Origin of the sequence: Gemmiger formicilis (assembly GCF_016901605.1) — a bacterium.
Lineage (GTDB): Bacteria > Bacillota > Clostridia > Oscillospirales > Ruminococcaceae > Gemmiger > Gemmiger formicilis_B.
The window spans coordinates 1-11210 of record NZ_JACJKP010000098.1 but is presented as its reverse complement, the minus strand read 5'-3'; the positions used below and the strand labels follow the sequence as shown (position 1 = coordinate 11210).

Genomic DNA, 11210 nt, shown 5'->3' with positions numbered 1-11210 from the left:
CACACCCAGGCAGGGCGTAAGGGACTGGAAGCAGCGGCTGCCAAGGGGATTCCGGTGATCATTATGGAACCCCTGCGGGGCGGGCGGCTGATCACCGGATTGTCTGCCGAAGCACAGAAGCAAGTGGCCGAAAGCGGTCGTTCCGCGGCCGGTTGGGGATTGCGCTGGCTGTGGGATCAACCGGGCGTCACGGTGGTGTTGTCCGGCATGAACAGCCTGGAAATGATCCGGGATAACGTTGCCCAGGCGGCGAAAGCACATCCCGGCTGTATGACCCCGGAAGAACATGCGTTTGTGGAAAATCTGCGGGACGATCTGCAGGCTTCCATGCGGGTGGGATGTACCGGTTGCGGCTACTGCCAGCCCTGCCCGGCAGGGGTGGATATCCCCGGTGTGTTTGCCAGCTATAATCGTGCCGCTGCGGAAGGCCGCCATGCAAAAATCCAGTATCTGCTTACGACCGGTTTGCGGCGCAAAGGCACCGGCGCCAGCCAGTGCGTTGGCTGCGGCAAATGTGAACAGCATTGCCCGCAGCATCTGCCCATTCGGAAGTTGCTGAAGGATGCCGCCAAAGAACTGGAGGGGCCGATGTACAAGGCGGCCCGCCTGGGGGTCAAGGTTTTAAAGCTCTGGTAACAAACCGGGATGGCGACGGTCATTTCTCTTTCCGCAGTGCGCAGAGCGCCAGGCAGGCAAGTCCCAACCCCAGCAGCGGCATCCCGTGCTGGGGTGTGAGCGCATCCAGTGCCGAAAGGACAGCCACAGCAACGCCCATGGCCAGCGCCAAAGCTTTCAGAATCGTATCGAACAGTTCGCCGACAGAGTTGCCGGCGGGCTGTTTTTCATTTTGGCCGCGCAGCAGTTCATCCAGCGTAAGGCCAAGAATTTCTGCCAGTAAGGGCAGGGAACTTACATCGGGGCAGGAAAGATCGCGCTCCCATTTGGATACCGCCTTATCCGTTACGCCCATTTTTTCCGCCAACTCCAACTGGGTCATGCCCTTTTGTTTGCGGGTTTCCGATATCAACATGCCAAGTGTTTTTTTCATGGTGCCGTTACTCCTTTTCGCGTGGTTTGCTGGCCTTATTGTACACTCTGCAGCGGCAACACTCAACCGACCGGTGGTTTCCCGCTCTCGACCGTTGGTAGAATGCCGTTGGCATGATGATTTTGAATGAAAAGGTGCGCAGGGAATGAACAGGCTTTAAGACGTTGGACGTGTTGGAAAGGAACTGCGGCAGCAGAAAAAATACAAGGCAGGGAACCCGGTACACACCTTGTCCCTGCCTTTTGCAAAAGCATCCATGTCAGTTTGTAAATCTTAACAGATAGCCGTTTGGGTCCTGTATCAGGAATTCTTTTTGTTCTACATTTATTTGATCGACTCGGTATGTGGTGATCATCAAATCTCTATAAAACGCCACCTGTGCCTCTTTGCATCTTGCATACAGGCAATCGATTTCATCTGTTGTAATAGAAAAATTGATCCCTTGCCCTAACGGATAGCGCATTTCTCCTGTATTCCAACCATCTGGGTGCAGCTGCTCAAACATGAACTGACTTCCTTCAAGAGACAGAAAGGCAAATCGGTCTTCTGGTCTTTCATAGATAAGTTCAAAACCGAGGCTTTTATAAAACTCGATAGTTTGGTCAATGTCAAATACGGAAAGTTCCGGTATCATTTTATTGAAATTCATCTTTTCTATATCCCCGTTACCATGTTGCTGCTTTATGGCAGCATGTGTCAATTGTATGCAAAAAAGCCGCAGCCCGGTAACCGGCGTTATTGGGTCGACAACCATGCGATTCCTTTTGCAGTGCGTTGGGCCGCATGGTCATAGTGGTTACCCGTATTCAGCTGAAATATAGTGTGAATCCCTTGGCCTTGATAATAGGCGTGAATGGATTCGGTATTTTCCCGTACGGTTTTCAAAACGGGATTTCGGGTCTTGTTTTCTTTGTCTCCCAGGGAAAAATACACACAATCCGGCAAACATTTGGTCGGGTGCGAAGCGATATACTCATGTATTCCGGGAAACCACAGGGAACCGGACACACTGGCGATACGGGAAAATGCATCTGTATCGTATAGGGCGTACAGGGCAAACAATCCGGCCAGAGAGTAACCTGCCAGACCGCGCCAACAGGGCGTACCGGGCAGGATGCTTTCGGCGGCAGGGAGAATGTCATCGGTAAGCAGGTGCAGGTAATTGTCTGCGCCGCCGGTGAAGGCAGGTGTATTTTTGAATACAGGGGGATGATTCCAGGGGGCTAAGTCATGGTTCCACTCCAGGCCACTGATGGCGATCAGAGAAAAATCAGGAAGCGGATGTTTTTGCAATTCCGAATAAATCTGTAACCCTTCTCCGGAAACAGTGTTCAGATAAATGGCGGGCGCATCCGGCTTTTCACAGGGGAAAACCGACACGTTTTTCCCCTGAATGGTCATGCTGAGCATCGTAACGATCACCTTGCTTTTGCTAAAAACATGCGGGTCCCAACATAGAGGTCTTTGTGCAGCGATTACTTCCGCAAAATCTTTTCCATGGCTTTGCCCTTGGCCAGTTCGTCCACCAGCTTGTCCAGATACCGGATTTCCTGCATCAGCGGGTCCTCAATGGTTTCCACTTTGACGCCGCAGATACTGCCCTTGATCAGGTGGCGGTTCTCGTTCAGGCAGGGTGCATTCTTGAAAAAGTCGCCGTAGGCAAGGTCACTTTCCAGAAAATGGTTCAGGTCGGCAGCGGAATACCCGGTAAGCCAGGTGGTAACTTCGTATACTTCTGCTCTGGTACGGCCCTTTCGCTCCGCTTTGGCAATCAATAGCGGAAAGACTTTGGCAAATTTCATGGCAAAAACAGTTCCGTTGCCCATTGGTAAAGCCTCCTGTCGATGAGATTGAAAGTATTATACCATAGAACCGGCCGGGTCAACAATGAATTTGGTGGGAACCTATCCATTTGCAAATTGCCAGCAGCCGCCCTTCGTGGTATGATGGAACTACCAAACAGGGGAGGTGTTGGTATGCCTTTTCAGATTGTACGAAACGATATAACTGCCATGAAGGTGGATGCGATTGTCAATGCCGCCAATACAAGCCTGCTGGGCGGCGGAGGTGTGGACGGTGCCATTCACCGTGCGGCGGGGCCGCAGCTGTTGGCCAAATGCATTACGTTGGGCGGCTGCCGGACAGGGGAGGCAAAAATCACGCCGGGATACCGACTGCCCGCCCGCTATGTGATCCATACGGTGGGACCGGTCTGGCGCGGCGGAAACTGCGGGGAAAAAGAATTGCTGGTTTCCGCTTACCGCAGTTCCCTGGAACTGGCGGTAGCCCATGACTGCCGGACGGTGGCTTTTCCGTTGATTTCTTCCGGCGTATATGGTTATCCCAAAGATCAGGCGCTGCAGGTGGCGGTAGATACCATCGGTGCATTTTTGCAGGAACATGATCTGATGGTGTATCTGGTCATCTTCGACCGGGCGGCCTACACCATCGGCGGCAAACTTTTTGCGGACATCGCCGCCTACATTGATGACCGGTATGTGGAAGAACATACCGACAGTGAAGAAGAGCGTTACCGCCGCAGCATCCAGTTTTCCGCGGCACCACAGGTCGCTTCTGCCCCGTCAGAACTGTGGGGACCCACGGTTGGCACGGTGTCTTTGGGAGAGCTGGATAAAGCATTGGATAAACTGGACGAAAGCTTCTCCCAAATGCTGCTGCGCAAAATTAACGAGCGGGGCATGACGGACGCTCAGTGCTACAAAAAAGCCAATATTGACCGCAAGCTGTTTTCCAAGATTCGTTCCGATATTCACTATAAACCGTCCAAACCTACCGCTATGGCGTTTGCGGTGGCACTGGAACTGCCGCTGGAGGAAGCCAGAGAAATGCTGGAAAAAGCAGGCTTTGCCTTCTCCCATGCCAGCAAGTTTGATATCATTGTGGAATATTTCATCGCGCATAAAAATTATAACATTTTCGAGATCAACGAAGCCTTGTTTGCCTTCGACCAAAGCTTGCTGGGCGGCTGAACAGTGCCAAATCATCCGGCCCGTGTCTTTGCGGGTCGGTAGAATTTTGTCGCCTGCCATGCGACCATGGAAACACAAAATCCCCCTATACTGTGTTTGTAAACCAAACAACACAGCACAGGGGGATTTACTTATGAAAAAGAATCTGACGGAATTGGTATTCATTCTGGATCGCAGCGGTTCCATGCACGGTTTGGAGGTAGACACCATCGGTGGCTTTAATTCCATGCTGAAAAAGCAGCAGAGTGAACCGGGAGAGGCTTATGTATCCACGGTTTTGTTTGACGACAAAGCGGAGGTCCTTCATGACCGGGCCCGGCTGGAAAATGTCCGGCCCATGACGGAAAAGGAGTATTATGTCCGCGGGTGCACCGCACTGCTGGATGCCGTCGGCGGGGCCATTCATCATATCGGGAATATCCATAAATATGCCCGACCCGAGGACGTGCCGGAACATACGCTGTTCGTGATTACCACCGATGGGATGGAAAATGCCAGCCGCCGCTACACCGTACCGCAGATCAAAGCCATGATTCAGCGCCAAAAGGAAAAGTATGGTTGGGAGTTTCTGTTCCTGGGGGCCAATATCGACGCGGTGGAAACAGCGGGAAGCCTTGGTATCGCCCCGGACCGTGCGGTGAATTACCATAACGACAGTGCCGGTACGCAACTGAACTATGCCACGGTCAGCGCAGCGGTCAGTGCCGTTCGCAGTCATGCGACGCTGAGCTCCCATTGGAAAGATGCCATTGAACAGGATTTCCGCAGTCGCAAATCCTGAACGCGCTCCATGGCGTCGGGACTCAATCGGAATATAATGTGGTTTTCATCCGTTCCCATGCCGTTCCCAGTCCGGTAAAGCCAACACATCGGCTGGGTAGGGTGTTGACGGCGTGATCCAGCAGCGGCTGGACCTGGGTGGAACTGTCCAGGCAGGTGTCCAGCGCGACCACATCATCCCACGCCCGGTTGAGAAAAGCTACTTCCCGGCGGCCATGGGTACGGGTCAGTGCCAGATCGCGGGTGTGCTGCAGGTAGCCTTCTACCTGCTCGGGGGCAAACCCGGCGGCATCCAGACTTTCAGCCAGACCTTCGCAAAATAAATCCGCGATAGCAGCCCACGCAAAAGGGGCAACATCGTAGCGCACAAACGTATAGCGGCTGTGGCAATGAACGGCCAGAAGGCACTTTCGGCCGCGCAGACCGATGCAATGCAGATCCCAGCAAAACCGCCGGTCCGGTTCCACACCGTAGGCCGGCGGTTTCATTTTTAAAATGCGCTGCAGCGGAAAGGTCAGTCCCAGTTCCATTACGGCACCTCATGGGGAATCAGGATTTTTTCTACCGAGATTTTGCCGTTTTCCACTTCGGCCATCATCATGGTGATTTCCTGGTGAAAACGCCGGGGACCGCAGGAGCCGGGATTCAGCCAGAGTACGCCGTCTTTATCCTCCTGCAGGTATTTGTGGGAGTGACCGAACACAACCACGTTTACGCCGGTAAGGTCCGGGGGAGCTTCCTTTTTGTTGTGGACCATAAAAAAGGTCACCCCGCCCAATGTCACGGTAAGATCGTGGGGAAGGTCCGCAGCCCAATCTTTGTCATTGTTGCCCCGGACGATGTAAAGCGGTGCATACTGCTTCAGTTCTTCCACAATGTCCGGTTTGTTAATGTCGCCGCCGTGGAGGATGGCGTCCGCGTTTTTTACTTGCTCCAGCACCTGGGGACGCAACAACCCGTGGGTGTCGGACAAAATGGCAAGTCTCATGTTTCGGTACCTCCGGTACAGGATTCCTGAATCTCCCGGTAGAACCGGCGGGCGTTTTCCAGGTCCTGCGTGTCCGGGTGCCCTTTGGCAATGCCGCCTACCATTTTAAAGGGACCAAAGGTATCGTAGCCCTTGCAGCTGAATTCACCCAGAATCGGGCAATGCTTTTCCCGGGCAATATCCGCCACGGCTTTGGCTCCGGTGCCTTTAGCACCACCGTAAGTGTACACAAAAAAGACGGGTTTGCCTTCGGGCAGGTATTGCCGGGCAAAGGCCACCACGGCTTTCTGAAATTCAAAACCATAAATGCCCGAAGCAAAGCCGATGCAATCATAGTCATCCAGCCGAACAGTCTGGCGGGTGGTTACATCGATCAGGTCAAGGGCGCCTTCCGGTGCCATGGCTTCCAGCACTTTCAGAGTGTTCCCGTGGTGGCGGGAATAATAGCAAATCGCGGTTTTCATCAGGAATTGCCTCCTTGCAGGGTCCAGCCAAAGTCGTTGTGGTAGATCATCTGGCGGGTCATGCCGCCATCGATGCAGATGTTTTCGCCGGTGATGAACCCGGCTTTGTCGGAACAAAGGAACAGTACCATATTGGCGATGTCCATGGGATTGCCGACCCGGACTGCAGGCTGCTGCGTGGCATCAGGGCCTTCATACACAGTATAGTCGGTGTCGATCCATCCGGGGGCGATGGCGTTTACACGTGCCTTGCCCGCCAGGCTTACGGCCAGAGCGTGTGTCAGGGCTGAAATGCCCCCTTTGGCTGCGGTATAGCTTTCGGTCTGGGGCTGGCTCATGCGGTCGCGGGAAGAAGAAATGTTCACAATGGAAGCGCCGGGGGCGAAGTAGGGAGCAAACAGTTTGCTCAGGTAGAAGGGCGCTGTTACGCCAACCCGCAGCGCGTAGTTGAATTCCTCGTAGCTGCATTGATCCAGACCCTTCATCAAAGGCAAGGCGTTGTTGATGAGGTAATCCACATGACCATAGTCCTCAATGACCTTGCGGGCAAAATCTTCCAGAACCGTCTGATCGGCCAGATCCCCCACATAATAATCGTTGGGCAGCAAATCAATGACACATACATGGGCACCTGCTTTGCGGAATTCTTCGGCAATGGCCTTGCCAATGCCCTTGGCGCCGCCGGTCACGACGGCTACTTTGTTGGTAAACATGGTTGTACCTCCTCAGTCTGCGTCCTCGTCCAGCGCTTCTACCAGAAAACTCACGGGACGGAAACCGTCATTGCAGGAAAGCATCGCGGATCGGGGATTTTTCATCCAACCATCGTAAAAGTTCTCGGCGCCATGGCTCAACGCCAATACAAAGGGGGAAAGCGTATCCCAGGCGCTCTGGCAAAAGCCTTCGGGCTTCTCCCAGCCGTTGGCAAGGAATATCTGCCCTTCCTGCAGGGGGCAGGCGTGCTCGATGGGGTTTTCGTACCGGGCTATCAGATCCTCGTGCCGGGTGATGCGCATAACGGTGATTCTGCACTTTTTCATGGGTAGTCTCCTCAGATGATGATGCCCTCACAATGGTCGATCTCATGCTGGATGATCTCGGCGGTCCACCCGGTAAAATTTTTGATCCGCTGCTGGAACTTCTCGTTCTGCCACTGTACTTTGATGGTTTTCCATCGCTTGACGGGCCGGACTCCGGTCAGGGAAAGGCATCCTTCTTCGGTCTCGTAAGGACCGGATTTTCGCAGGATTTCCGGGTTAAACATCACCATGTATTCGCCGTCGTTGTCAAAGGCGATGATGCGTTTGTTGACGCCGATCATGTTGGCGGCCATCCCTACACAGCCGTCCTTGTGGTACTCCAGCGTTTCCAGCAGGTCCGCCGCTACCTGCAGATCCTCCGGCGTGGCAGGTTCGGCTTTTTGTGCCAGAAAGATTACATCTTTACAGATTTCACGAATCATACGGTACTCCTTAACGGGCGTAAGTTTTTGTGGTTTGGAAATGCTTTTCCAAACCGGGATTTCCGGATGCGGGGCTGGCTGCCCATCGGCTGAACCGGCAGCCGGATGGGCAAGTTATTGCAGCCAATCAATGGGCTGTGCGTGGTGCGCCAATAAAAAGTCGTTGACCTTGCCGAAAGGCGCCGACCCGAAGAACCCACGGTAAGCCGAGAGGGGACTGGGGTGGGCCGATTCCAGAACCAGAACAGGCCGGTGTCCGGCTGCTGCCCGGAACAGCGGAGCGTATTTTTGCGCGGGTTTTCCCCACAGAATGGCGGCCAGTGGGGTGTTGTCCAAGGCGGCTGTGTATTCCAGCGCGGCCCGGGTAAAGGTTTCCCAACCTTGGCCGGCGTGGGAAAAGGCAGCGCCCTGTTCTACGGTCAACACCGTGTTCAGCAGCAAAACCCCTTGCTGTGCCCACGGTGTCAGGTCGTTGTGGGGCTGGGCAACGGGGCCGAATTCCGATTCCCGCTCTTTGAAGATGTTCCGCAGGCTGGGAGGTGTTTTGCAGCTGTCCGGGACCGAAAAGGAAAGCCCCATGGCCTGACCGGGTTCATGGTAGGGGTCCTGCCCCAGAATCACAACCTTTACCTGATGGGCCGGGCAGCACCGGAAGGCAGCAAAAATGTTCTGCAGTTCGGGGTAGACGGTATGAGCCGAGGCTGCCTGCGTTACAAAGGCGTCCAGCTTCTCAAAATAGGGCTTTTGGGATTCTGCCTCCAGAAAAGGCGCCCAGTCGCTGCTCGAAAGCCGGGTAAGCTGTTCCCGCAAAAGCATGGCGAAACATCCTCTCTATGCACGGTTTTCCTCAGTATAGCATAAGTGGGGCAGGGCTTGCAATGCGCGTCCAAACGCGGTATAATACAATTTATGTTGCGGTGCTGTACCGCAGGAGAGTTTATTAAAGGGGAGAACATTCTCTATGCGTTCGATCAAGACAAAACTGTTCGGCCTGGGCATGGCGGCAGCAATGCTGCTGTCTTTGGCAGGCTGTAATCTGACCACGCCCTCCAGCGTGGGTACCATTGGCGGTGTCGATATCCCGGCAGGCGTATATCTGCTGGCGCAGTACAATGCCTACAATACGGCTTCCGGCCTGGCGGAACTGGCTACCGGTGAAACGGCCAACGATGTGAAGGCGGTTCTGAAGGCCCAGTGCACCGGCACCATTGGTGATGAGGAAGTCACCGCCACTGGTGAAGAGTACATTGAAAAGCTCACCATGCGTTCCATTGAATACTACGCAGCGGTTGAGAAGAAGTTTGACGAACTGGGTGCCACGCTGGAAGACGCTGCTACCTCGGAAGTGGCCGACAGCGTGGAAAGCATGTGGGAGTCCAACGGCGACCTGTACGAAGCCAACGGCATCGGCAAGAGCAGCCTGGAAAAGTTCCTGCTCAATGCCCAGAAGGCAAGCACCATCATGAATGTGATCTATGGTCCCGAGGGAAGCAATCCCGTGACCGAGGAAGAGTACAGCGCCTACATCAATGATTCCTGCTACTACATGGAGACGCTGCAGATCCCTCTGGTTGACTATGCCACCTACACCATGGCAGATGACACCCAGAAGGAACAGATCAAGGCTCTGGCTGAGCAGTGCCGTGATGAGCTGAACCAGAACGCTGCGGGCGATACGATGTCCGGCAACGAACTGTATGAGGCAGCTTCCACCTATGTGCCCCAGGCCATGGAAGTGATTGGTGCTACCATGGAAGATGCCTCTCAGGCAATGTACTACGTAGGCGCCCAGCTGTATACGCCGGATGATCTGGCCAGCTACGGCGGCGACGGGTACAACAACCTGACCGATCCTCTGGACGAAGCAGGCATGAACCAGTGGACCGTGGTGGATCTGGGCACGACGCTGCTGGTGGCACGCCGCATCGATCCGCTCAAGACCTATACGGTGGATGATCTGACCGGTATGTACGACCTGCTTACCGCTATGAAGAGCACGGAGCTGCAGGATCAGTTCTATGCCGACGGCGCGGCACTGGAACATGCACTGGATGAAGATGCCATGAAGACTTACAGTGCCTCCAATATTAAAAAGAACGTCTAAGAATTACTTGGCCGGGAGCATCATGGTATGCCCCGGCCTTTTTTGTTGTGTGAGGAGGGGCCTATGACCAATAACAAGACTGTTAACTTCCTGCTGGAAATGTTGGGCTGCTTTATCTCGGCAGCGGGTGTATATAGCTTTGCCGTAGCGGCGGAAGTTCCGGTGACCGGCATTGCCGGTATCTGCGCGATTTTGTACCGGCTGTTCGGTGTGCCCATGGGCTTGAGCAACGTCCTCATCAATATTCCTATTATTGTTTTCAGCTACAAGCTGCTGGGGCGGTCCTTCTTTCTGCGCAGCCTGCGCTGTATGATTCTGTTTGCAGTTTTTACGGACTATCTGCTACCGGTTCTGCCGGTTTACAGCGGCAACCGCCTTTTGGCCACCATCTGCAGCGGCGTGGTCACCGGTATCGGCGATGCGCTGATCTATATGCAGAACTCCAGCACCGGCGGCCTTGACTTTATCACCATGGCCATCAAGGCAAAACACCCCTACCTGCCTTTCGGCAATATCACCTTTGGTGCGGCATTGGCTGTGATCCTCCTCAACGGCGCGGTGTTCCGGGATGTGGACTCCATTATCTACGGCCTGATGCTCAACTTTATTGTGGCAGCGGTCATTAATAAGATGATGTTCGGTTTCTCTTCTTCCATGCTGGCGCTAATCGTTACCGACAACGGCAAAGCAGCCTGCGATGAGATCGACCGTGTGGCGGAACGTGGTTCCACCATTCTGCAGGGACGCGGCGGATATGCGGGGCAGCCCAAGGATGTGGTACTGTGTGCCTGCTCCAACAAACAGCTGTACGAGATCGAGCATGCCATGCAGAAGCTGGACCCCAAATGCTTCATTATCATGCTGCAGTCCAACGAGGTACAGGGCGAAGGTTTCCGACGTTTAGAATTGGGAAAGAACGACGAACGACAATAAACAAACAGCGCGGCTCTTGCAACAAGAGCCGCGCTGTTTCTTATTTCAGGATTCCGCGCGCCATATCACGGAAGATGCCCGGTGTGGATTCCAGTTCCCGGAACGTGCCGCGCTGTACAATGCGTCCCTGATCCATGACCAGGATTTCATCACAGTTCTGCAGGGTGGACAGCCGGTGCGCAATGGAGATTACGGTGGTGCCGCATTCTTCCTTCATGCGCTCGATTTCCCGTTGAATCAGTTTTTCCGAGGTGTTATCCAATGCGGAGGTGGCTTCATCCAGAATCAGAATTTTGGGTTTCCGCATCCGCTGGGGCCGGCAATGCCGATGAATTTTCCGGGAGCAATGGACAGATCAATGTTCTGCAGAATCGGCTGGTCGGGCTTTTCGGGGTAGGCAAACCGGACGCCATGCAGCTGCACATCGTTGCCGGAAGGAAC

At 54.2% G+C, this 11210-nt stretch carries 17 protein-coding genes; 5 read left to right on the top strand and 12 right to left on the bottom strand.

The annotated features are described in order from the left end of the window. The coding region (locus H6B10_RS08895; RefSeq protein ID WP_204651274.1) for a 4Fe-4S dicluster domain-containing protein at positions 1–636 on the top strand (636 nt) is incomplete at its 5' end. 19 nt (positions 637–655) lie between these two features. Here the strand turns inward: H6B10_RS08895 and H6B10_RS08890 are convergent. From H6B10_RS08890 to H6B10_RS08875, 4 genes are all read right to left on the bottom strand, one after another. After that, entirely contained in the window at positions 656–1048 is a 393-nt protein-coding gene (locus H6B10_RS08890) for a helix-turn-helix domain-containing protein (protein WP_204651273.1), read from the bottom strand. A 259-nt stretch (positions 1049–1307) separates the two neighbouring features. Beyond that, positions 1308–1802 (bottom strand): bleomycin resistance protein, encoded by a 495-nt coding sequence (locus H6B10_RS08885; protein WP_345941727.1) that lies wholly within the window; start codon positions 1800–1802, stop codon positions 1308–1310. Further along, positions 1784–2470 (bottom strand): alpha/beta hydrolase, encoded by a 687-nt coding sequence (locus H6B10_RS08880; protein ID WP_345941726.1) that lies wholly within the window; start codon positions 2468–2470, stop codon positions 1784–1786. The genes H6B10_RS08885 and H6B10_RS08880 overlap by 19 nt, the downstream gene beginning before the upstream one ends. A gap of 53 nt (positions 2471–2523) precedes the next feature. Next, positions 2524–2874, bottom strand: a complete 351-nt coding sequence (locus H6B10_RS08875) for a DUF2200 domain-containing protein (protein WP_204651272.1) — start codon at positions 2872–2874, stop codon at positions 2524–2526. Between the two features lie 150 nt (positions 2875–3024). Between H6B10_RS08875 and H6B10_RS08870 the strand changes: the two genes are divergently transcribed. Then, complete coding sequence (locus tag H6B10_RS08870) at positions 3025–4038, top strand: O-acetyl-ADP-ribose deacetylase (RefSeq protein ID WP_204651271.1); 1014 nt, start codon at positions 3025–3027, stop codon at positions 4036–4038. 133 nt (positions 4039–4171) lie between these two features. Continuing rightward, the gene (locus H6B10_RS08865; protein WP_204651270.1) at positions 4172–4819 is read left to right on the top strand and encodes a vWA domain-containing protein; all 648 of its coding nucleotides are present in this window, start codon (positions 4172–4174) and stop codon (positions 4817–4819) included. Positions 4820–4841: 22 nt separating this feature from the next. Here the strand turns inward: H6B10_RS08865 and H6B10_RS08860 are convergent, their stop codons facing one another. The 7 genes from H6B10_RS08860 to H6B10_RS08830 form a co-directional block, all read right to left on the bottom strand. After that, entirely contained in the window at positions 4842–5348 is a 507-nt protein-coding gene (locus H6B10_RS08860; RefSeq protein WP_204651269.1) for a DUF6933 domain-containing protein, read from the bottom strand. Further along, the gene (locus H6B10_RS08855; protein WP_204651268.1) at positions 5348–5806 is read right to left on the bottom strand and encodes a metallophosphoesterase family protein; all 459 of its coding nucleotides are present in this window, start codon (positions 5804–5806) and stop codon (positions 5348–5350) included. The genes H6B10_RS08860 and H6B10_RS08855 overlap by 1 nt, the downstream gene beginning before the upstream one ends. Further along, entirely contained in the window at positions 5803–6270 is a 468-nt protein-coding gene (locus H6B10_RS08850) for a flavodoxin domain-containing protein (RefSeq protein WP_204651267.1), read from the bottom strand. The genes H6B10_RS08855 and H6B10_RS08850 overlap by 4 nt, the downstream gene beginning before the upstream one ends. Next, positions 6270–6983 (bottom strand): SDR family oxidoreductase, encoded by a 714-nt coding sequence (locus H6B10_RS08845; RefSeq protein WP_204651266.1) that lies wholly within the window; start codon positions 6981–6983, stop codon positions 6270–6272. The genes H6B10_RS08850 and H6B10_RS08845 overlap by 1 nt, the downstream gene beginning before the upstream one ends. A gap of 12 nt (positions 6984–6995) precedes the next feature. Then, positions 6996–7310, bottom strand: a complete 315-nt coding sequence (locus H6B10_RS08840; protein ID WP_204651265.1) for a TIGR04076 family protein — start codon at positions 7308–7310, stop codon at positions 6996–6998. Between the two features lie 11 nt (positions 7311–7321). Further along, a complete protein-coding gene (locus H6B10_RS08835) occupies positions 7322–7732 on the bottom strand; it encodes a peptide deformylase (protein WP_204651264.1) in 411 nt (136 codons plus the stop codon). 114 nt (positions 7733–7846) lie between these two features. Beyond that, positions 7847–8548, bottom strand: coding sequence for a uracil-DNA glycosylase (locus H6B10_RS08830; RefSeq protein ID WP_204651263.1), 702 nt, complete (start codon positions 8546–8548; stop codon positions 7847–7849). A 145-nt stretch (positions 8549–8693) separates the two neighbouring features. Between H6B10_RS08830 and H6B10_RS08825 the strand changes: the two genes are divergently transcribed. After that, positions 8694–9836 carry a hypothetical protein gene (locus tag H6B10_RS08825; RefSeq protein ID WP_204651262.1) on the top strand — a complete coding sequence of 381 codons (1143 nt, stop codon included), beginning with the start codon at positions 8694–8696 and terminating at the stop codon, positions 9834–9836. 63 nt (positions 9837–9899) lie between these two features. Next, positions 9900–10769, top strand: coding sequence for a YitT family protein (locus H6B10_RS08820; protein ID WP_204651261.1), 870 nt, complete (start codon positions 9900–9902; stop codon positions 10767–10769). A gap of 40 nt (positions 10770–10809) precedes the next feature. Here H6B10_RS08820 and H6B10_RS08815 read toward each other — a convergent pair whose 3' ends face one another. Continuing rightward, positions 10810–11076 carry a hypothetical protein gene (locus H6B10_RS08815; protein ID WP_204651260.1) on the bottom strand — a complete coding sequence of 89 codons (267 nt, stop codon included), beginning with the start codon at positions 11074–11076 and terminating at the stop codon, positions 10810–10812. Positions 11077–11210: the final 134 nt, after the last annotated feature.

Coding starts and splice junctions, on each gene's coding strand:
- H6B10_RS08890 (WP_204651273.1), bottom strand. CDS start 1,048: ATGAAAAAAACACTTGGCATGTTGATATCGGAAACCCGCAAACAAAAG.
- H6B10_RS08885 (WP_345941727.1), bottom strand. CDS start 1,802: ATGGTTGTCGACCCAATAACGCCGGTTACCGGGCTGCGGCTTTTTTGC.
- H6B10_RS08875 (WP_204651272.1), bottom strand. CDS start 2,874: ATGGGCAACGGAACTGTTTTTGCCATGAAATTTGCCAAAGTCTTTCCG.
- H6B10_RS08870 (WP_204651271.1), top strand. CDS start 3,025: ATGCCTTTTCAGATTGTACGAAACGATATAACTGCCATGAAGGTGGAT.
- H6B10_RS08865 (WP_204651270.1), top strand. CDS start 4,172: ATGAAAAAGAATCTGACGGAATTGGTATTCATTCTGGATCGCAGCGGT.
- H6B10_RS08860 (WP_204651269.1), bottom strand. CDS start 5,348: ATGGAACTGGGACTGACCTTTCCGCTGCAGCGCATTTTAAAAATGAAA.
- H6B10_RS08855 (WP_204651268.1), bottom strand. CDS start 5,806: ATGAGACTTGCCATTTTGTCCGACACCCACGGGTTGTTGCGTCCCCAG.
- H6B10_RS08850 (WP_204651267.1), bottom strand. CDS start 6,270: ATGAAAACCGCGATTTGCTATTATTCCCGCCACCACGGGAACACTCTG.
- H6B10_RS08845 (WP_204651266.1), bottom strand. CDS start 6,983: ATGTTTACCAACAAAGTAGCCGTCGTGACCGGCGGCGCCAAGGGCATT.
- H6B10_RS08840 (WP_204651265.1), bottom strand. CDS start 7,310: ATGAAAAAGTGCAGAATCACCGTTATGCGCATCACCCGGCACGAGGAT.
- H6B10_RS08835 (WP_204651264.1), bottom strand. CDS start 7,732: ATGATTCGTGAAATCTGTAAAGATGTAATCTTTCTGGCACAAAAAGCC.
- H6B10_RS08830 (WP_204651263.1), bottom strand. CDS start 8,548: ATGCTTTTGCGGGAACAGCTTACCCGGCTTTCGAGCAGCGACTGGGCG.
- H6B10_RS08825 (WP_204651262.1), top strand. CDS start 8,694: ATGCGTTCGATCAAGACAAAACTGTTCGGCCTGGGCATGGCGGCAGCA.
- H6B10_RS08820 (WP_204651261.1), top strand. CDS start 9,900: ATGACCAATAACAAGACTGTTAACTTCCTGCTGGAAATGTTGGGCTGC.
- H6B10_RS08815 (WP_204651260.1), bottom strand. CDS start 11,076: ATGCGGAAACCCAAAATTCTGATTCTGGATGAAGCCACCTCCGCATTG.